Annotated in this window: 17 protein-coding genes; 4 read left to right on the top strand and 13 right to left on the bottom strand. The window is 45.4% G+C overall.

Annotated elements, in window-relative coordinates; genetic code table 11:
• Positions 1–104: 104 nt before the first annotated feature.
• The 7 genes from DW657_RS06635 to rfbD all read right to left on the bottom strand — a co-directional run bounded on the left by DW657_RS06635 (position 105) and on the right by rfbD (position 9,174).
• Positions 105–1,181 carry an o-succinylbenzoate synthase gene (locus tag DW657_RS06635; RefSeq protein WP_118311890.1) on the bottom strand — a complete coding sequence of 359 codons (1,077 nt, stop codon included), beginning with the start codon at positions 1,179–1,181 and terminating at the stop codon, positions 105–107.
• Positions 1,182–1,245: 64 nt separating this feature from the next.
• Complete coding sequence (locus tag DW657_RS06630; protein ID WP_118311889.1) at positions 1,246–2,775, bottom strand: carbon-nitrogen hydrolase family protein; 1,530 nt, start codon at positions 2,773–2,775, stop codon at positions 1,246–1,248.
• A gap of 144 nt (positions 2,776–2,919) precedes the next feature.
• Positions 2,920–4,650, bottom strand: a complete 1,731-nt coding sequence (locus tag DW657_RS06625) for a phosphoethanolamine transferase (protein ID WP_118311888.1) — start codon at positions 4,648–4,650, stop codon at positions 2,920–2,922.
• Between the two features lie 93 nt (positions 4,651–4,743).
• Positions 4,744–5,880 (bottom strand): BamA/TamA family outer membrane protein, encoded by a 1,137-nt coding sequence (locus tag DW657_RS06620; protein ID WP_369973468.1) that lies wholly within the window; start codon positions 5,878–5,880, stop codon positions 4,744–4,746.
• A gap of 106 nt (positions 5,881–5,986) precedes the next feature.
• Entirely contained in the window at positions 5,987–6,949 is a 963-nt protein-coding gene (locus DW657_RS06615) for a PCMD domain-containing protein (protein ID WP_233546639.1), read from the bottom strand.
• A 195-nt stretch (positions 6,950–7,144) separates the two neighbouring features.
• The gene (locus DW657_RS06610; protein WP_006847283.1) at positions 7,145–8,278 is read right to left on the bottom strand and encodes a dTDP-glucose 4,6-dehydratase; all 1,134 of its coding nucleotides are present in this window, start codon (positions 8,276–8,278) and stop codon (positions 7,145–7,147) included.
• Positions 8,279–8,301: 23 nt separating this feature from the next.
• A complete protein-coding gene (rfbD, locus tag DW657_RS06605) occupies positions 8,302–9,174 on the bottom strand; it encodes a dTDP-4-dehydrorhamnose reductase (protein ID WP_118311885.1) in 873 nt (290 codons plus the stop codon).
• Positions 9,175–9,801: 627 nt separating this feature from the next.
• Between rfbD and DW657_RS06600 the strand changes: the two genes are divergently transcribed.
• Complete coding sequence (locus DW657_RS06600) at positions 9,802–11,418, top strand: DUF6377 domain-containing protein (RefSeq protein WP_118311884.1); 1,617 nt, start codon at positions 9,802–9,804, stop codon at positions 11,416–11,418.
• Positions 11,419–11,466: 48 nt separating this feature from the next.
• Here DW657_RS06600 and DW657_RS06595 read toward each other — a convergent pair whose 3' ends face one another.
• Both DW657_RS06595 and DW657_RS06590 read right to left on the bottom strand, forming a co-directional pair.
• A complete protein-coding gene (locus DW657_RS06595; protein WP_089542897.1) occupies positions 11,467–12,219 on the bottom strand; it encodes an SDR family oxidoreductase in 753 nt (250 codons plus the stop codon).
• 23 nt (positions 12,220–12,242) lie between these two features.
• Positions 12,243–12,821, bottom strand: a complete 579-nt coding sequence (locus DW657_RS06590; protein ID WP_118311883.1) for a histidine phosphatase family protein — start codon at positions 12,819–12,821, stop codon at positions 12,243–12,245.
• Between the two features lie 225 nt (positions 12,822–13,046).
• Here DW657_RS06590 and DW657_RS06585 point away from each other — a divergent pair, with 225 nt between their 5' ends.
• Positions 13,047–13,652 carry a DUF308 domain-containing protein gene (locus DW657_RS06585; RefSeq protein ID WP_118311882.1) on the top strand — a complete coding sequence of 202 codons (606 nt, stop codon included), beginning with the start codon at positions 13,047–13,049 and terminating at the stop codon, positions 13,650–13,652.
• Between the two features lie 72 nt (positions 13,653–13,724).
• Here the strand turns inward: DW657_RS06585 and udk are convergent, their stop codons facing one another.
• From udk to DW657_RS06570, 3 genes are read right to left on the bottom strand one after another with little or no spacing between them, the layout of a single operon-like run.
• The gene (gene udk, locus DW657_RS06580; protein WP_117663009.1) at positions 13,725–14,348 is read right to left on the bottom strand and encodes a uridine kinase; all 624 of its coding nucleotides are present in this window, start codon (positions 14,346–14,348) and stop codon (positions 13,725–13,727) included.
• Positions 14,349–14,353: 5 nt separating this feature from the next.
• Complete coding sequence (locus DW657_RS06575; protein WP_117663010.1) at positions 14,354–14,929, bottom strand: uracil-DNA glycosylase family protein; 576 nt, start codon at positions 14,927–14,929, stop codon at positions 14,354–14,356.
• A gap of 2 nt (positions 14,930–14,931) precedes the next feature.
• On the bottom strand, positions 14,932–15,996 hold the full coding sequence (locus DW657_RS06570) for an endonuclease/exonuclease/phosphatase family protein (protein WP_118311881.1): 1,065 nt from the start codon (positions 15,994–15,996) through the stop codon (positions 14,932–14,934).
• Between the two features lie 385 nt (positions 15,997–16,381).
• Here DW657_RS06570 and DW657_RS06565 point away from each other — a divergent pair, with 385 nt between their 5' ends.
• A complete protein-coding gene (locus DW657_RS06565; protein ID WP_089542903.1) occupies positions 16,382–16,633 on the top strand; it encodes a type B 50S ribosomal protein L31 in 252 nt (83 codons plus the stop codon).
• Positions 16,634–16,731: 98 nt separating this feature from the next.
• Here DW657_RS06565 and DW657_RS06560 read toward each other — a convergent pair whose 3' ends face one another.
• Complete coding sequence (locus DW657_RS06560; protein ID WP_147381896.1) at positions 16,732–17,469, bottom strand: hypothetical protein; 738 nt, start codon at positions 17,467–17,469, stop codon at positions 16,732–16,734.
• A gap of 248 nt (positions 17,470–17,717) precedes the next feature.
• On the opposite strand from DW657_RS06560, the gene DW657_RS06555 reads away from it, so the two are divergent.
• Positions 17,718–21,773 (top strand): response regulator, encoded by a 4,056-nt coding sequence (locus DW657_RS06555; protein ID WP_118311879.1) that lies wholly within the window; start codon positions 17,718–17,720, stop codon positions 21,771–21,773.
• Positions 21,774–21,996: the final 223 nt, after the last annotated feature.

Genomic DNA, 21,996 nt, shown 5'->3' with positions numbered 1-21,996 from the left:
TAAATTATACCCTGCTTAGCGGATTTCAAATCCGCGATAGTTACCCAATGATGCGGCGGATTGCAAATCCGCCGAAACAAATAGGGGTAAAATACTATATTATATTATTTTACAACAAAGAGTTTATCACCCCGGATTTCCAATGGCATTGGGATGTTATCAGTAAAGAGCTGACCGGTGCCTAAACCCTGAGGCATCTTTACATTCGGACCATATACCTTGGCTGCATAATGTGCGATGGCATTCAGCCCGATGTTACTCTCCAATGCCGAGGTAATCCAACTGCCAATACCACGCTGGCTGGCCAACTGGATCCACTCGTTGCAACCATAGATACCACCATGGAGTGAAGGCTTCAGGATGATATACTGTGGACGAATGGTATCGAGCAATGCCTCCTTCATGCTTCTCACATTCACACCAATCAACTCCTCATCCAGGGCGATAGGAAGCGGAGTTTCCCTACAGAGCTGCGCCATCTTAGGCCACTGATGCTGCTTGATAGGCTGCTCGATGGAATGGATATCATACTTAGCCAATGCCTCCAACTGGCTCATGGCATTCTCCGGCAGAAAACCACCATTGGCATCCACTCTCAGTTCTACCTGTTCCTGGGTATAGACATCACGAATGCGCTTGATGAGATCGAGTTCCTTGAAGAAATCAATAGCACCAATCTTCAGTTTCACACAATGGAAACCCGCCTGGAGCTTCTCCTCCAGTCGTGCCAGCATCTCCTCGTAAGTACCCATCCATACCAGTCCGTTGATGGTGATACCCTCTTCTCCTTTTCCGAAAGGAGAGTCAAAAAGATCTACCAGGTTCTCCATTCCTGCTGGAGCATAAATAGGCAATCCCTGCTTCTTCGCTGCATCGAAGAGAGAGGCAAAGGCGGTTTCCAAGCCGAAGGTGATGCTAGGGTAAGCACGAATCATATCGTATGGGATGCGCCCCATCTGCTCCACCATCTGGCACACCTGCCGAAGGGTGACAGCATATTCCGGTTTGGCATCACAACTGAGATCAGGGAGCGTAGCACACTCTCCCACTCCCTCTACTCCCGGCAATTCATCCGATGTAAGGGTGAGATAATAACTGTGTCTCGTGGTATATACGCCACGAGACGTGCCTGCCGGCTGCTTGAAGTGGAGCGTGCGCTCCGAGATGTCTATCTTATACATTCTTTATATCTATATATCAATACAATTGAATTCTTCACTCTTCGTTCTTCACTCTTCACTTAACTTACTTTTTCTGTTTCAAGTCGTACAAGTCCTTGCGACGGTCACGAAGATTTCGAACGGCACCATAGGTATGAAGCTCGTTCAGAAGGTTCAAATCTACATCTGAAACGAGAATCATCTCGGTATTCGGTGTTGCCTCCGAACGCTTGCCATCGTTAGGGAAGGCGAAGTCGCAAGGAGTAAACACGGCACTCTGGGCATACTGGATATCCATGTTGTGAACACGTGGCAGGTTACCCACACTACCTGCAATGGCTACATAGCACTCGTTCTCGATGGCACGAGCCTGGGCACAGACTCTTACTCGGGAGTAAGCATTCTGCGTATCGGTCATGAATGGAACGAAGAGAATCTGCATACCATCCTCTGCCATCAGACGGGAAAGTTCAGGGAACTCCACATCATAGCAGATGACGATACCGATCTTACCGCAATCAGTATCAAAGGTCTGGATATGGCTACCACCGCTCAATCCCCAGCACTTCTGCTCATCAGGAGTTACGTGAATCTTCTCATACATATCTACGCTACCATCTCTACGGCAGAGGAAACCCACGTTATAGAGGGAATCGCCTTTAAGATAAGGCATACTACCGGTGATGATGTTGATGTTGTAACTGATGGCCAACTCGCGGAATCGGTCACGAATCTCATCGGTATATTGAGCCATCATGCGGATGCTCTGTGCCTCACCCAGATCGTTGAAGCGAGCCATCAACGGTGCATTGAAATACTCTGGGAAGAGGATGAAATCGCTCTTATAGTCGCTCACGGAATCCACGAAGAACTCTACCTGCTCAAAGAGGTCGTCCACCGAAGCGTATGGACGCATCTGCCACTGTACCAGACCGATTCGCACGGTTGGCTTTCTATCTACATAGGAATCCGTAGGTGGCTGATAGTAGATGTTATCCCACTGCAAGAGGGTTGCGCAGTGTTCGCTCTCCTCATCACTAGGAAGATAGTTGCGGATGACACGGCGAACGTGGAAGTCGTTGGAAAGCTGGAAGGTAAGAACCGGGTCATAAATCTCACGGTTTCTTACGTGCTCGATATACTCCTTAGGGCGCATCTTGTCGGCATACTTATGATAGTTTGGAATACGACCACCAAACATGATCGCCTTCAGGTTGAGCTTCTCGCAGAGTTCCTTGCGATACTCATACATACGGCGAGCCAATCGCAAGCCACGATAATCAGGGTGGATAAATACCTCAATACCATAAAGGATGTTTCCATTAGGATCGTGGGTATTGAAGGTTTCATTACCTGTCACCTGAGCATAGGTATGGTCGCCTTTCACCATATTATAGTTGACGATAATAGAGAGGGCACAGCCCACAATCTTATCATCCACGATGATAACCACCTGTCCCTCAGGAAAGATAGTAATGAGTTTCTTAATCTGTTCTTTTGTCCAGAATACATCTGAGTCTGCGTAAATACGCTTAAACGACTTGGCGAGCTGGTCATAATCCTCCATGTGGAGGTTGCGCATGCTCACCTTTTCGATTTTTCGAGTTGGTTCCATAACAACTGTATTTTTATTATTATCTAAATCCGGGTGCAAAGATACAGCAAATTATAGATACGACAAAGAGTTTTCGCAAATAATTGATATTTACGAAAACTCTTTTCATATATTTTGCTGTAAGAAAGCCTTTTGGCTTAGAATTTAACGCAAAAACTTGGCATCTTCCTGCGGTATTGCCTCGTCATGATCATCGAGATAGAGCAACTTTACCGGATGATATTTATCACTTGCCACCGAGTATTCATCCTGACGATAATGGGTCTGAATGCCACCGATGCCCAACATGGTATGAAAAGCCGAAAGACTACTCTGTACCTGTTTTGACCGATTTTCTCCCAATGCCTTCAATATATCCGGATATTGTTTACTGAATCCTTCAGAAGTCCAGATGATGAAAGGCACATGCAGTTCGTAATCCGAAGCCTTCGGGGCAGCATGAAGGAAGAGGCAGCGCTCATCATCGAAAATATTCTCTCCATGATCGCTGGTATAGAGCATCGCTGATATAGGCTGACCATATACCCCATCCGTCTTAGTCTGTATCCCCTCCCATTTCTGCAGACGTTCAATGATACCATGCAGGATATAATCGGTATATCGGATGGTATTATCATAGGCATTCAGGAGGTCACGCCGATTCTCTGACTTTGCCTCACTCCTGCTATCGGGCTTGAAATAAGCGAAACTACGGGGATAACGCTCCTGATAATTGAAGTGAGAACCATAGGTATGAAGAACGACGAAGAGCTTGCGATAACGGTAATGGGCAGACGAGGAAGCATCAGCCTTGGGCAATATCTCATCCAGTTTCTGCAACAAATCCTCATCATAATGATTACCTTGCAAAGCATCCTCTTTCTTCAGAAAATAATGTTCATCAGCTTGTTCTCCCAGAAAATCGATAAACGAATGATTGGGCAACTGGTTGCTGATAAACACGGTATGGAATCCGGCTTCCCTGAAGGCTACCAGAATGCCTTTCTCATGAAAGAGCCGTGGAAAATCCTCTGCCGAAGCTGCCGACAGAAGCATCGGTACACTCTTGTGGGTGGTGTTGCTCTGCGTAGTTGCATCAGGGAAAGCCATGATACCCTGCGTTTTGGAAAGCAGAGGATTGGTATTTCGAGGATAACCATAGAGACTGAAGTTATGGGCTCGTGCCGTCTCTCCCACTACCATCACATACACCTCAGGAGTTTCCACATCGTGCTCGCTCCGGGCATCAAACCGGAAGTTACGGCTTGCCTCCCTGTAATTCTCCGATGCCGCATTGCGCTCGAAAGCCAGATAGAAATTGTAGCAGACGTTGACAGGATAGAGCTGATTGCGCATCCGGTAATCATCCACCACCACATAGCATGCCAGCAGACAGAAGAGGCCGATAGCCCCCACCTCCATCAGCCATTTGCGAACGTGATGCTGAAAAGAGACTGATAACAGACGCTTCTTCCTGATATGGATGACAGCCAGAATGAGCAAGGGAAGATAAATCACAAAAACACCTACTACAGCAGGTACCAGATTGTCCAGCAGTTCCATCACCTCTCCTGGATTGGTAGTCACGAGATTCAGGAACATATCCACCGCTATCACTCCTGTACCGAAGAGATAGAGCAACACCAGCTGGAAGGCTGCGAAAAAGACAAAGAGAAATGCCCACCATACCATCTTGCCCGGACATCTGGCTACGGAAAAGAACCACATATACAGAGCCAGAGGCAACAGCACATTGGCTGCGCCCGCCCAGAAAGACAATCTTTCGGTAAAGCACAGGGCGATGTTGGGCAGCAGCAATGCCACCACCGCATACCAGTAAAGGAAGGTACCCGAAGACACCTTATTATATATAGTATTACATATAGAATGATTCATAGACTATACCTTATTATATATATAGAGCATATCGTGAAAAGAATTCATGAGCATATCGTGAAAGCATCGTGAATGCATCATGAAAAAGCCTCATCAAAATGCCTCGTTGATATTGAAGAGGAAGCCAGACTGTCCCGACTTTCCAAATCCATAATCCAATCGTACATTCACATTCTTCTTGAACTCCCAGCGATAGCCTACTCCCGCATTCGGCAGAATCTGTCTGCTTCGCAACGCAGAGAACTTAGGGAAAACTGTACCTGCTCCAGCCCAGACCACAATACCATTTCGCTTCCAGACATGCTGGCGCAACTCCACGGTAGCCTCCAGGGAATGCTTGTCGCGATAGCGGCCCTCGTAATAGCCACGCATCGAACTGGTACCTCCCAGTTCCGCCATCATACCCCATGAAGGATTGCCGAAATTGAGATTGGCTCCGAAATCCTCGGCAAGAATCGTTCCCTTGCTCAGTCGCTGATAGGCATCAAAACGGAAGTGAGTCGTACTGAAAGCATAATCATTACCCATAAATTCTGGCCGGAACATCTGCTTCAGATTCAGATAGATACCCCGGTGCGGATTGGTAAGATTATCCCGGTTGTCATAAACCAAAGATACACCCACTCCTACATTCCAGGTATGCTTATCCATCCCCTGCAGCAATTCCGGGCGCTCTATCTGCTTGCCTATGACATAGTCGTAAGCTGCCATCGGTCCCACATAGAAGTTATCGGCTACCCTGAACAGAAAACTGGCTTCTGCCTGAGCCTGCCAACGCTTCATATCACTCTTGTTGTCATCGTTATCGCCCATCTCGTAACCGATTCCCCAGAAATCGGAAGGGAAGGAATAGAAATAGAGATGATAATCAATGCGGTAACGACCGGCAGGAGCTATATGATTGCCCCGAACACCCAACATATAGAAGCCCACCGAACTGACATCACCGAAAAGCGATACATTGGAAGGCGGCAAGATGCTATCGTTAGGATCGGTGCGGTAAAGTCCTGCAGCCACCATTCCCAGACCAAACTTGGTATCAGAAGCATAGTGAGGACCTCCGATTACGCTGAAGTCGAACCGCTTATGCTGCTTGTTCTTGTTGGCATCATTGAAGTAGTCAAGGAATCGCGTCATCCACGATTTCTTGACCTGCTGGACAGTATCCACCTTCTCTGAAGAGAGAGTATCTGAAGAAATTGGCTCCGAGGCATAGCTGCTCAATGCCATCATCGCAAAAAGTATGGTTAGAATATGCTTCATAAAGTCAATATTTTCCTGTTGATTCTATTTTCGTCATTTACTAATAAACCAGTGACGCATTATTAATACATTATTAATATACCAGTGACACATTATCTATCCACAAGGTGTTGCCTGGTGTTCCGATATAGGCACCGCCATCCGAAGAAGAGAACTGGAGAATGAGATGAGTAGGCGTTTCATCGGCAGCAGCCCATCCCACTTCTCTTACGGGCACACTCTTACCCTTGCTGTTGCGGGCATAATCGGTAGAACGGAGTCCCATCGTTGCGGCATGGTAGCCAGCCATGTGACGGATATCACCATAGTGGATGGTATAGGTTGCATCTTCCACCCATCCATTCGTACTCTTGCCGTATCGTACCACCATCGTACCCACTCGCTTGGCTGTGATATTACCCTTGGCATCCTCGTGACGCTTCTGAAGATAGAGCACCACGATGGCATGGTCTCTTCCAGCCACAGTAGAGGCACCACTGAATCCATTCTGTTTGATACGGTTGGCAACATTAGGAAGGGAGGTCTTGTAATCGAAACGCAAAGCCTTAGGACGAGCCGTAAACGGAATACCCCAGTTGATAGCCTTTGGACCATCCTTGGTACTGGTGATCGGTTCACGAACATCTCCCAGGAAAAGGGAACCAGCTGCAAGTACCTTGATATTGATAAGTCCCAACACCTTTACCTTTTCTATATGAGTCTCCAGTTTGGCGCAATAGCCACTGCCGTGCCTGTCGCGATAAACCGAATTATTGGTCTTGTAAATGCCGGAAACATGCGCAAGAACATTGGATGAGCCCCAAGGAGACCCACCCTTATTGGTATATGGAGTATTGCCATGGATAGTCATATTAGGTCCTACGGCATAAATGGTTTTCTGATTACCACCAATGATAGCCGACTCTTTGATATTTCTGATTACCCAGTGGTCCATGTTTCCATATTTCAGAGGAACCACTTTTTCCTGTCCCTGCATAGGAAGGCATGACAAAATAGCAAGCGCTAATGCAATGCCGAAAATTACTTGTTTTTTCATATCTATTACTTTTATCTTTCTAGATGCTGCAAAGATAGAAAAACTTTTCGTACTTTCGGGTTTTCAAAGTACTAAAAAATGAAATATTAAGAAATAATAATATATTTAGGGGATTTTAATCGATGAAAAACAAAAAAAGCCCCGCAAGAGCAAAAGCTTGGGATAGTGAAAGCTTTTGCTCTTACAGGGTGTCTATTAACGGTTAGAATACATGTTGTCATAGTACTTCTGGTAATCGCCAGAGGTAACGTTGTCCATCCATTCCTGGTTCTCGAGATACCATTTTACGGTCTCCTCGATACCCTCCTCAAACTGGAGTGATGGCTCCCAACCGAGTTCCTTCTGAAGCTTGCGAGAGTCGATGGCATAACGCATATCGTGACCCTTTCTGTCTGTTACGTAAGTGATGAGATCCATATCCTCACCTTCTTTTCTGCCGAGAAGACGGTCAACAGTCTTGATGACCACCTTGATGATATCGATGTTCTTCCACTCGTTGAAACCGCCGATGTTGTAAGTCTCGGCAATCTTACCCTTGTGGAAAATCATATCGATGGCACGGGCATGATCTACTACATACAACCAGTCGCGTACATTCTCACCCTTACCATATACAGGCAATGGCTTGCGATGACGGATGTTGTTGATGAACAACGGAATCAACTTCTCTGGGAACTGGTATGGACCGTAGTTGTTAGAGCAGTTGGTTACGATGGTTGGCATACCGTATGTATCGTGGAAAGCACGGACGAAGTGGTCTGAGCTTGCCTTGGATGCTGAGTATGGAGAATGAGGATTGTACTTGGTAGTCTCCAAGAAGAACTCCTCGCCGTAAGCCTCGTGGTTCTTATCGCTGGATGCCTTGGTAGTGAAAGGAGCAGGAATGCCCTCAGGGTGAGTCATCTGCAATGCACCGTAAACCTCATCGGTAGAGATGTGGTAGAAACGCTTGCCCTCATATCCCTCAGGAAGACTCTCCCAGTAAATCTTTGCCGCCTGGAGCAGAGACAGGGTACCCATCACGTTGGTCTGAGCAAAAGTGAATGGATCCTTGATACTTCTATCTACGTGGCTCTCGGCAGCGAGATGGATGATGCCATCCACCTTGTAGTCCTGCATCAGCTTCAACATCAGGTCGAAATCACAGATATCACCCTTAACGAAAGTATAGTTAGGCTTGTCCTCAATGTCCTTGAGGTTAGCCAGGTTACCTGCGTATGTCAACTTGTCGAGGTTGATGATGTGATACTCAGGATATTTGTTCACGAAAAGTCTTACTACGTGTGAGCCGATGAAACCAGCACCGCCCGTGATAATGATATTCTTCATTTCAATTCTTTTTTATATTATAATTATTTTGCTTCCGCCAATTCGGCGATACATTTCTTCAAACTGTCTGTCCAGTATGGCACCTTGAAACCGAAGGTCTGCTTCAGCTTGCTCTTGTCGAGCACAGAGAAGTGAGGACGCTTCACTGGGCTTGGGAATTCCTCACTGTAGCAAGGTTGGATATCGCAGGTGTTTCCGCTGAGCTCGCAGATAATCTTGGCAAAATCGAACCAGGAACATACACCCTCGTCAGAGAAATGATAGATGCCAGTCTTGTCGAGCTGGTTGGTCTCGATGATGTGAGAGATGACAGCAGCCAGGTCGCCGGCATAGGTAGGAGTACCCACCTGGTCGAATACCACCTTCAGGGTGTCGTGACTTGCCGTGAGGTTCTGCATCGTCTTCACGAAGTTCTTACCCCACTGCGAGTAGAGCCATGCCGTACGGATGATGATGTGCTTGCAGCCAGTAGCCTCGATGCTCTTTTCTCCTGCGAGCTTGGTCTTGCCATATACGCCGAGCGGATTGGTTTCCCAGTCTTCCTTGCAAGGGATGTTCTTGTCGCCCTGGAACACATAGTCTGTGCTCACATGAATCAGGGTTCCATCCACTTCCTTCATCGCCTGAGCCAAGTTGCCTGCTGCCGTATTGTTGAGCAGGTTGGCGAGGTCGAAATCGCTCTCCGCCTTATCCACGTTGGTATAGGCAGCGCAGTTAACAATAACCTGGATATCATTTTCCTTCACCTTTTCGCGGATAGCGTCGAGGTTAGTAATATCCAATTTCTCATAGCCTTCAGCCACATCGGTGAAGACAAACTTGTGATTGCTGTTTTTGGCGCAAATCTGCATTTCATGGCCGAGCTGACCATTAGCGCCTGTAACTAATATATTCATATTTTGCTGTGATACTAGTTAATGATAATACATTATATATATAATATGTGGCAAAGATAATGAATTATTCCGAGCTACACAACTTTTATGAAGACAAAAAGATTCATAGTAACATAAATTATACTTTTAGGAAGTACACCCCTATAAAAACAAAAAGCCCGCCGCCTTCTTTCACAAGAAAACGACGAGTCTTTCCTAAACATAATAGTAAAGCATTGCTGCTTTTTTGAAAGCAAATAGATTCAATCAAGCAGGCTTCCTATTTTTCAATCAATCTTTCCCCTAAGAAACTAATACTGTTATTTAAATCAACATACTAAATCAACAAAAGGAATATTTATATACCTTTAAACTTTAGAAGACTTGAAGTGGTTTTTAAACCAAAGTCATTTTTACTGCTTTTTTGAATTCCGCTGCAAAGATACGTACTTTTTTGGCTATCTGTACACCCTAGTAGGCGTATAGTAAATAAAATGTAGATTTGCTAGGTATATAACCTACCGATTATCAGTATTTTAACCCATTTAAGCATTTTTATCAAAGTAAATGCTTTTATTAGAAATCTTTTCTATATCTTTGCAGCGTAAACAACAAAAATAGTACAAAAGGATAAAAATAGTATAGAAAATGAAGCAGTACATACTTTTATTATTCATCATGATACCACTTCTCTCCTATGGCAAGACCGATATGGAAAAGCTATTGGAGCGGGTTGACCATGCTATCGAAATGGACAGCTACTACCAGCAACAGAAAGAGAAGGAGCTCAAACGACTGAGACGACAGGCAGGCGATGCAATCACTGACGAGGAAAGGTTATGCTACCTCGACAGTCTCTATCGTGCCTATAGTAACTATCGCTACGATTCGTCATGTGCCTATGTGAGTAAAGGACTCCAACTGGCAGAAGCTACCCATAACACCTTTTATATTACTTGCTTTAAGATACACCGGGCATCCGTGCTGTCGGTGGGAGGATTCTATGACAAGGCGGAAGGCATTCTGGCGACACTCGACCCTAAGCAAATGCCCTACGAACAGAAGCTGTATTACTACTTCACCTATGCCTGGCTGTTCAATTACTGGCAATCTTACGCAGCCAAATCGGAATTTGCAAACGACTTCAAAGCCAAGAAGAAGTATTATATGAATATTTTGCTTGAAAACTTCAATGAAAAAGGAAAGAAGTCGGCTTTTTACCAGTATATGAAAGGAGAGTATATCTTTCTCAGCTCGCCTACACACAGAAGTGTATTAGACTGTTATCTCAAAGCTTTAAAGATGACGGCTAAAAACGATCGACTGCATCCTATGGCAGCATACGGCATAGCCCGTTACTACAGAGACCTCGAACAGTATGATCTGTATGTGAAGTATCTGGTAGAGGCAAGTGAGTCTGATGGGATTTGCCAACTCAAGGAGACAGCAGCCCTCCAAAAACTTTCCTATTTTCTCTATGAAACAGACAAAGACAACAGCAAGCGTGCCACCCGATATATCCAGCATTCCATGGAGGATGCCCAGTTTTTCAACAACCGTCTCCGTATGATAGAGATTTCAAACATCCTGCCAGTGATTGTTACAAGCAACCAGGAGGCTGCAGAACGCTCCCGTACCCGTATGGAGATTGGACTCATCTGTGCCTGCGTCATCTTAACCATCATCCTGATTCTTACAGTGGTGAATACCAAACAGAAAAACAGTTTGAAGAAAAACCGAAAGGAGATTGCGGCACAGAACAAGCAGTTGGCAGAGCTCAACCAGCGACTGATGGATACCAACAAGCGACGCGAAACCTATATGAGCCTCTTCATGGATATCAGCGCCCTGTATATCCGCAAGTTGGATGACTACAGAAAACTGGTGAGCAGAAAGGTAAAAGCCAAGCAGACAGAAGACTTGCTGAAGAGCATCAACAGCTTCAAGCTGGCAGAAGAGGAATCGTCAATGTTCTACATCCGTTTCGACAAGGCTTTCATGGAATTGTATCCGAATTTCGTTGAGGAACTGAATACGCTTCTCAAGCCAGAGCACCATATCGTGCTGCCATCTCCTAATGAGCTGACAACCGAAGTAAGAATCTATGCCCTGATGAGACTGGGCGTAACGGATAGCCAGGAAATAGCAACCCTGCTATACTACTCTACCCAGACCATCTACAATTACAAGTCGGGAATGAGAGCCAAGTCGCTCAACAGGGAAACCTTCGAGTCGGATATCAACCGACTCTGCCACATTATATAATAAGTAAGTTCCGCACGCCCTGAGGGCGTACGGAACTTACTTTAAAGATTAGTCACGATGTATAACGGTTCCGTTAGCCTGATGGGTAGCAAGAACCAGGACTTCTGCAATCTGCACATGTTCCGGAGCACTGGCAGCATAGAAAGCCACATCCGCAATATCATCACCATTCAAAGGTTCGATACCCTGATAAACACTGGCAGCACGCTGATTATCTCCATGGAAACGGACATTAGAGAAATTCGTCTCCACCAAGCCGGGCTTGACATTGGTAACACGCACCTTGGTATGAGCCACATCAATACGCAAGCCATCGGTGATAGCCTTGACGGCAGCCTTGGTAGCACAATACACATTGCCACCAGCGTAAGCCGCATCACCAGCCACACTACCTATATTAATAATGTGTCCATGATTACGTCTCACCATACCAGGAACAATCAGACGAGTCATGGTGAGAAGTCCCTTGATATTGGTATCAATCATCTGATCCCAATCCTCAAAACTACCCTGATACTCAGGTTCCAAACCACGAGCCAATCCTGCATTATTGATCAGCACATCAATATTGCGCCAATCCTGCGGAATATAATCCACAGCCTTTCTTGCCGCTTCACGGTTACGCACATCAAAAGCCAGAGCAAGGACCTGTACCCCCTCTGCCTCCAACTCTTTCTTGAGAATTTCCAGTTTACCGGTGTTTCTACCCGTAATGATCAAATCGTAGCCACCTCTTGCAAAGCGGCGTGCACAACCCTCGCCAATTCCGCTGGTTGCACCTGTGATAAGAGCAATTTTCATATACTTTGATTTTTATGATTAGTCTATAGAATGAGAACCCTGACCTCAGCATTCGCCATTTTCTCTATCTGATTCATCGGGCGTTTGTAATACACACTCTGAATCGCCTTGTTGATGATACCATGACCTACTGCGAGTATCGTCTTATCAGGATACGCCACCTTCAACCAAGTGAGGAAGTTCTGTGCCCTCGACTTCATCCGCTCCAGAGTCTCGACATTATCCGGCCAATCCTTCGGATCTTTGGGAAGAGAAGGAATGAACTTACCCGTAAAATCTCCCCAGTCACGTTCTCTGATTAAAGGAGTCGTCTCTATTCTCTGGAGAATATCATCTTCCGTCAAGAATGCAGAAGCATCTGCAGTTCCCTTCAAGTGCATTTCTGCCTCCAAATGGGGACGGGCAATGATGGCACAAGTCTGCATACTGCGATAAAGATCGCTAGAAACGAAGACGTCAATGTGGTCACTTGCCATTTTCCTTGCCACTTCTTCAGCCTGCTGAATACCCACGTCATTCAGCCTGCCTGGAGTCTGCCCCTGCATAATCTGGGCGGCATTATCCATGGTCTCACCATGTCGAACTAAATATAGCTTTGTCATATTGAATATTTATCATCAGATGGGCATTCACCCATCTATTTTATTTTTGCTTACAAAATTACTGATAATAATTGAAATGAAGGAATAAATTGCGTTAAATATGATATAAAAGCGAGAGAAAAAACTTGTGGTATCAAAAATCTTTCGTACTTTTGCAATAGAAAGGAAATACTTTTCAGGAAAAGGAAACGCAATATTGCAATACAACATTTTAAATCAATTGATATGAAAGTAATACAAAGTTCATTATTTCGAGCCTTATGCGCCATCATTATAGGTGCTCTACTCATACAATACAGAGAACAGACAGTCACCTGGATTACCATTGCCATCGGTGTATTGTTTTTCCTCTCGGGCGTATTCTCGTTACTCAGTTATATGAGTGCCAAGCGAAGTGCAGAGAAAATGAAGGGACAGTATCTCTATGATGCTCAAGGCAACCATATCATAGGTATGCGCCCTAACTTTCCTCTCGTAGGACTCGGTTCACTCATCTTCGGTCTGATACTGGCACTGATGCCAAATGTATTCATCGCCTGGCTGATGTTCATCCTCTCGGCAATACTGATTATGGGAGCCCTTACCCAAATGGCGAACCTGGTATCGGCTGCCAAGATGGGCAGAGTGGGTATCGTATATTGGCTGATGCCTACACTCCTGCTGTTGTTGGGGCTGTTCACCCTCTTCAAGCCATCTTCCATTGCCTCTGCCCCACTGCTCGTTATCGGATGGGCAATGCTGGTATATGGCGTGGTGGAAGCCGTCAATGCCCTGAAGGTTTCCAACAACCGACGCAGATGGCAGAAGACACAGGAAATACAAAAGAGATAATACGAAAGAGATAATACGAAAAAAAGCTTCTATCATGGGATTCATATCCGAATGATAGAAGCTTTTATGTTTTTAATCTACCAATCCCTCTACATATCTGCAGAGAATACCAATACCGGTAGCATTCTCTCCTCCCTGAGGAATGATGATGTCTGCATAGCGCTTGGTAGGTTCGATAAACTGTTCGTGCATTGGCTTGAGCACCTTCAGATAACGATCTACCACCATGGAAACCGTACGCCCCCGATCGATGGTATCACGCTGGATGTTACGGATCAGGCGCTCATCGGCATCTGTATCCACAAACACCTTCAGGTCCATCAAATCACGTAATTGCTTATCCACCAAAGTCATGATTCCCTCGATGATAATCACAGGCTTAGGTTCTACATGAATCGTTTCCTTCTCGCGGTTACACTTCAGATAACTGTAGGTAGGCTGCTCGATTGCCTTACCGGCACGAAGGTCGGCAAGCTGCTGATGAAGCAACTTCCAATCAAAGGCATCTGGATGATCGAAGTTGATCGCCCTACGCTCCTCCTCCGTCATATTCGTCGTATCATTATAATAAGAATCCAGAGGAACAACTGCCACGAAATGAGGAGGCAAAGCTTCCACCAATCTCTTGACTACGGTAGTCTTACCGCATCCGGTACCACCAGCGATACCGATCACTGTTACTTTATTTTCTGCCATATCTCTTATTTTTCCAATATATCATTAAACATTTTCCGATAATACTCCGCCTTCTTCTCTACAGCCATCGGATAAGCCCTACTGCTGCTAGGCATACGATAGAGACGGAACTTGCGGTTTTCGAATTCAAACTCCACAAATCCTCCCATCTCCGGTTTTTCCCTGATACCGAAGTGATCGGAGAAGACTTTGGTTGCCAGCTGTCCGGCAGTAAGTACCGCCGTGCAATCAGGCAGGGAACGGAGCATGCCATCCAGATCAGAAGGCTGAACCACCTGCAAGTCTTTGTCAGATGCCGTATTCTTGGTACGGATCACCTGCTGGGCAGTATCATAGATAGCCACCCCCTTCTGCATCAGGAACTCCTTGATGGCATCCAGGCGATAAGTCTTGTGCTCCACATCTACGAAATGAAACTTGTCATCAAAGTAGATGATGCCGAAGATTCGCCACATATCATTCTGGAAATTAGGATAATACCAGGGCATACACCAGCGCTTTTCTGCCGGCGGAAAGGTTCCGAGCATCAACAGCTTGGCATTGCCCGGCAACCATGGTTCAAAAGGATGAGACTCTAACATATCTACTTCTTTTTTACCAGATACAGTACTACAGGCAAGTGATCACTATATCCATTCAGCCATTTACCGCCAGCCTTGGTACGCAACGGCGCTCCCTGATAGCGACCCTCCTGCTGGATGAGATAATCTCTGCGGAACACCTGATGATTCCAGTACTTCAGACTGCGATAGCCCTTCTTCTTTCCATCCTTGTTCAGAAGATTAGGAGTCAGCACAATCTGATCGAAGAGATTCCATTTTCCTCTGTAGTAAAGGGTTCCCTTTTCTTCCTTTGCCAGGATGTTATACCAAGGATTATACATATCTCCCTCACCTACTTCTGATATTTCCGGTTGGGCACGGAGAACCTCATGCATACTCTTGTTGGTAGGATCATCGTTCATATCTCCCATCACAAACACCTTCATCTCTGGATTCAGGCGAAGCAGGGAATCTTTCACAGCCTTGGTCTGACGGGCGCCACTCTCGCGATAGAAGGAATCGGAGAAACGACTTGGCCAGTGACAAACGATGACCGCCACATCATCCCCCGCCATCTCACCTCTCACCGTAAGAAAGCCACGGGTATAAAAGGCAGAATCCTTTGCCAACTCCTGCACATAAGGAACCAGCTTCACATTCTTCACCGTAAAAAGAGCCGGATTATAAAGCAGTGCACAGTCGATGCCTCGCTTATCCGGACCTTCTATATGGCAGAACTGCATATTGCGAGCCTTCAAAGGCGGCTGGGCAGTAAGGTCTCTCAGTACGTTGGCATTCTCAACCTCGGCAAGACCGATGAAGGCGCAACCAGCATCAGGCAGCACATCCGTACCCATATCAGCCAAGGCACGAGACATATTCTTCAACTTACTGGTATATTTCTCGCTATTCCATCCCTTAGCAGGCAGATACTCATAATCATTCTTGCCGGCATCATGACAGGTATCAAAGAGATTCTCCTGATTATAGAATCCAACGGCATAAACCTGAAACTTTTTAAGGTTGAAATTCTGCTCCGCTTTCTGCGCCCAAGCACCCAAGCCAACCATGAGCAGGGCTGCCAATAATAGCATTTGTCTTTTCATTCTTTTTCTCGCTTTAAAGTTATAACTATATGATACATCATCTGATGTTCTCAAACTAATATGCAAAGATACCGCATTAATTACAATTATCATCATAAATGGGAATAAAATTTTGGGTTTTCATTCATTTTTAACACATCCAGTCCTCTTTTTACCACTCTAAAAGATCATTTTCCACCTTATTTATATATACACAGACACCAAAATCCCCAATATTTCTAAAAAACACCGGGAAATATTTGGTGATTTCAGGAAAAAGCAGTAACTTTGCACCCTGAATTAGGTAAAGGCTATAATGGGCATGCCCTAAAGAGGGACATGAAATGATGTGAAAGCGTCCCCATAACGTCTATTTTTTAACAAATTAATAATAAATAAAAGAAAAATGAAAAAAGGTATTCATCCAGAGAACTATCGTCCTGTAGTATTTAAGGATATGTCTAACGGCGATATGTTCCTCTCTCAGTCAACATGCAAGACTAACGACACTGTAGAGTTCGAGGGCGAGACTTATCCAGTTGTTAAGATTGAAATCTCTAGCACCTCTCACCCATTCTACACAGGTAAGAGCAAGCTCGTTGATACTGCTGGTCGCGTTGACCGCTTCATGAGCCGTTACGCTAAGTTGAAGAAGTAATATATATACCTTTTTTAATAAGGATATATAATATCGAAAGATAGAAAGTGCATTCCAACGTAGTTGCATATACGTAGGAATGCACTTTTTTTATAAACCTATCTTCTCTTGTTCAATTGCTTCACCGTGCCAGCCATTGGCTTCATGGTTGCTCCACTGCCGAATGAAGTTACAGCTGATGCAGAACGTGTAAGCTTCTTGGCATAACCGGTAGTAGAAACCTCAGATAAATCGAAGTAGATGATATCACCCTTCACCTTACCGGTACCAATCATATAACCATAGAAGGTATTATAATTCTTGCCCTTCTCGGCACCAAGATGGAAACCGTACTGGCTAGCACCTGCATCCAATACGAAGGTGGCACCACTGGCATACTTCAGGTAGATATCGCCATTGTTATCGATATACCAGGAGAATTTCAAGGTCTGCTGATCGGTAACATTTCCCTGATTATCATGAACCTCATCTATCTCCACACCACTCCCACTCAGGGCATCGCTCTGGTTTCCGCTCTGATAGAATATCATATTGGCATAGAACTCATCATAGCCTCTTGACATACCATCATCCTGGATATAGGAATACTTCACCGGACCATACCACTCACCAACCAAGGTCATCGCCTCATCGACCAGATCGTCATCATGTGATCCTTGCGAACCTTCATACCAATAATCCTGGTTCCATCCCCAGCCACCATGGTTGTAATCATCGTACCATCCATAAGGATCATCCCAATAATCATCATCCCAAGGATCATCATCGCAACTGGTAAACGTAAAGGATACCGCAGCTATCGCCATCAGCATCACGAAAAGTCTCATTTTTCTCATATCGTAAGATTTTTATTTTATTGTTAATATCCGTACAGAGCTCAGACCCTTAACAGATCTGGTTCCTTGAATGATGGTGCAAAGATAAGGCAATTTTTACACCTAGCAAAGGGAAAAGAGGAATAATCTAGGGGAAAATCCCTATTATATAACAGTTTTTCCCTACAAAACCTTGTCATTCTCAAAAAAATACACTATCTTTGCAACAATATTTATGCATATTTACCAACCAAAGACTGACGAACAGAATGTCAAAAACAGATAATATGATTAAGAGAGCCATTTATAGCATACTCCTCATACTCATAACCTCACTGCAGGTTATGGGACTCCCCTACTGCGATGTTCGCAAATTCTCCATCATCGACGGACTTGCCGCCAACACGATTTCCGGCATAACCCAGACACCCGACCGCCTGATGTGGTTCAGCACCTGGAATGGAATATCCTATTATGATGGAAACTCCTTCCATACCTTCCGTGATGAGGCAGACGATATCGATCTTCTTTCAACCAACCGCTTCATGGATGTTTATGCCACAAGCAGAAACAACGTGTGGTGTATCACTGCGGGCAGACACCTCTATGCCTATGAGACCATATTGTGTACTTTCGTTCCCGTAGGTGACAACATCAATAAATTATATAACATCGACCTGCGAGTAGATAAGATATACCCTATCAAACAGGGCAACACCTGGGTAACGACCAAGTCTGGCGATTATCTGATACGTATCAATGGACTCCAGAGAGAGGGAAATATTCCAGAGCTCATCAAGGTAGGACAAGACGGACTCCGAAGCGGAAACGTATGGCATATCTGGGCAGATAAGAAAAAACGCGATTGGATTCTCACTGACAAGGGAACCACCATCTACCACTCTCAATTCAGCACTCCCATCCCCTTCAAATGGATAAGAGAAGTGGGCGATAATATCTTCCTGGCAACAGAAGATGGCCGACTCGCCGTATTCGATGAGAACAACAAGCTGAATATGATACCACTCCCAGCTGGAGTAACCCGCATCAATCAGCTCAAGAACACGGGCTATCAGCTCCTGATAGCTACTAACCTGGGAATGATCATCTACAATCCACGCACCTTCAAGACAGAAATCATCAATGTACAAAGCCCAAGCCAGCCATTGGCAGAGGTAAAGAATATCTATACGGATGATTTCGGAATGGTATGGGTGTTTACGGATGGTATGGGTGTAACCCTGGTAAATCCAAAGACATCAGCCAAGCAATGGCTGTTTGCCGACCAGCAAGATCCTATGGATCGCACCACCTCCGACAGTTTCTTCATCACCCAAGATGAAAACAAGACTCTATGGATTGTGCCGAATGGAGGTACCTTCAGCTACTTCGACCGCAAAGCCGGCAAACTGGTACCTTATCTCCTGAGGAGCAACTCTTCAGGCAACTACCGCGTGCCTAAAATCGGAAAGCATTTCCTTTCCGACCAGGGAATCCTCTGGATAGCAGGTACCCACGATCTTACCCAGGTAGCCTTCAAGAATCATACTTATCGCTTGAATAAACTGGAAAATGGAGAAGCAGAGGTACGTGCACTCTGCAATACTCCAGAAGGATACCATTGGACCGGTTATGCGAATGGCGTCGTGCAAATAACTGACAGCAAGTACCAAACCGTAGGTTATCTGGCTCCTGGCGGTCAGATTGTACCTAACCAGGTGCCATTCTGTCCATATCCAGTATTTTCAATCTTCTGTGATACACGGGGCAGGATGTGGATAGGAACCCAAGGCGGCGGACTCTACGTTCGCTCCCAGGAAGGTATAAGCCATTACGAGCATAACCCAGCCGACAAGGCATCGTTACCGCATAACGACATTTATGATATGGTAGCCGACCGCTATGGCAGAATATGGGTAGCCACCTATGGTGGCGGACTGGCTCTTGCCCAGGAAGGAAATGCTGGTTTATTCTTCTACAATATGAAAAATGGCTTGCCATGGCCTAAGAACCGTTTTGCCGATATACGACGCATTTTCTGTAGCCCTACAGGAGAAATTCTGGTAGGTACCACAGACGGTCTCATTACATTCGGCGATAACTTCAGGAATCCGCAACAGATCAAGTTCTATCAAACCTGCTATATTCCCAACGATACCACATCATTGGCAGCCAACGATGTCAACTTTATCATAGAGCATAGCAATGGCAAGACCTACATCTCTCAGTTAGGAGGAATTCTGGAAAGCATCATCAACAAGAAACTGCTGCAGGACAACTTGAAGACAAAGTATTTCAAGAACATCAACTATAATGAAGGTATCGTGCAAAGCATGATAGAAGATAACGAGGGCAACCTATGGGTGATCCGTGAGTCGAGTATCAACAAATGTAATCTGAAGACAGGAAAGACCACCGTCTTCGGTCCGAACGACTTCGATTACAACATCTCCTTCACCGAGGCTCGCCCTACCCATGATCCAGCCACGAATGACATCTCCGTAGGAACCCCATTCGGATGGCTGACCTTCAATCCAGCAACCCTGAAGAAGAGTCAATACCAGGCTCATATCATCTTCACTTCGCTGCACTTTACCGGCGAAAGCGAGTCTATCCCTATCCTGCATAGCAAGAAGATCGTGATTCCAGCCAACAAGCGAAACCTGACCATCAGCTTCGCTTCGCTCGATTATTCACGTAAATACCAGATGAAATACCGCTATCGTCTGGAGGGACAAACTCCTCCAGGAAAATGGATTGACAATGGTAGCAGCAATACTATCGGCTTCAACCGAATCTCACAAGGAGACTATATTCTCAAGGTATCAGCCACCAACTCCCATGGTGTATGGAGCAAGTACATTGCAGAACTTCCTATCGAGGTACGTCCTACTTTCTGGGAAAGTGTATGGGGCAGACTCACCCTGCTGCTATTGCTCGCTGCGGTAGTGGCAAGTATATTCTACTCCTATAACAGGAAGCAGCGTGAGAAGCTGGAGCATGAAATGAGTCTGATGAAGAACGACTTCTTCAGCGATGCCAGTCATAAGTTGCGCACCCCTCTGACCCTGATCGGCGGACCGCTGCAACACGTTCTGGACACCGAGCATGGTATCACTCGAAACAGTAGGGAAATGCTCGTCATTGCCCTGAAGAACTCAAGAGAAATGCTGAATATGCTCAACAAGGTACTGAGGTTCGACGACAATGCCAACTTCCTGGTCAACGGCGGACTCAACGAAAACGTCAATGAGGAAGGCAATGAGATGGAAAAAGTTGAAGGCGAAATAGACGATACCACCGTATCCAAGTACCTGAAGGAGTTGGAAGAAGAAAAGAAGAAAGAAAAGGCAAAACACGAAGAGGAGAAAAACCAGAAGGGTACCGCCCCTGACAAACCAAGCAAGAATCTCACCATTCTTGTAGTGGAAGACAACTCCGACCTGCGCCTATATCTCAACAGCGTACTCGAAGAAAAGTACAATGTGCTCCTGGCAGAAAACGGCAAGGTGGGTCTCTATAAGGCTCGCACAGAGATGCCAGACTTTATCCTCACCGATGTAACCATGCCTGTGATGGATGGTATCACGATGATACGTGAAATCAAGCAAGACCGTACCATCTCGCATATACCTATCATCATCCTCTCGGCAAAAGCCAGTGTGGAAGACCAGTTGAAGGGATTCGAACAGGGAGTGGATGGCTATCTTACGAAACCATTCTCTACCTCATACCTGATGGGACGTATCGAGGCTGCCATCAATAAACGCAAGGCTGCGCAGACCGACATTGCCAAGATGATGAAGCAGAACGGAAAAGTAGGATATGCTGGAAAGACTGAAAATTCAGGAAATGCCGAAGAAGCAGAAATCTTCCAACCAGCTACAGAGCCAAGAAAGACGCTCAGCGAGCTGAACTTCGATATCCAGGAAAAGGAAAGACTGGCAGAAGAGAAAAAGTCGAAAATGAAGAGTTATGCATTCATGGAAAGTCAGATCAACGACAAGACCATGGGTAGGATCCTGAAGTACGTGACCGACAATATGGGCAGTCCAGACCTGAAGATAGACGACATCGCAGATGCCATCGGTATGAGCCGAAGTGTACTCTACAACAAGATCAAGCAGGCTGTAGGTATGACACCAATCGACTTCGTGCGCCATATCCGAATCATGAGAGCCTGCGAATTGCTGCAGCAGACCAATGATCCGCTTACCAGCATCGCTTTCGAAGTAGGATTCAGCGACCCTAAGTACTTCTCCAAGGTATTCAAGAAAGAACTGGGTATTGTTCCTAGCGAATATCGCGAACGAACCAAGGAATAAAGCAATAAGAGACAAAAACCTGTACTCTATAAGGCTACACACGAGAATAGGCAGAACAAAACGTTCTGCCTATTTTTGTGTCTATTCGGTAAAAAATAGCGTATAAACAGCCATAAAACCGTCCCAAAAATAAAAAAAAGAGAGCAAAAACTGGGTTTTTAACACTTTTTTAACGCAAAAAAAAAAAATTAACGTTGTATATAATACAACTTACAAAAAAAAT

Source organism: Prevotella sp. AM23-5, from assembly GCF_003473645.1.
In the GTDB taxonomy this organism is placed as follows: Bacteria; Bacteroidota; Bacteroidia; order Bacteroidales; family Bacteroidaceae; genus Prevotella; species Prevotella copri_A.
The sequence above is the reverse complement of the archived record's forward strand: the minus strand, read 5'-3'. Positions and strand labels throughout refer to the sequence as shown.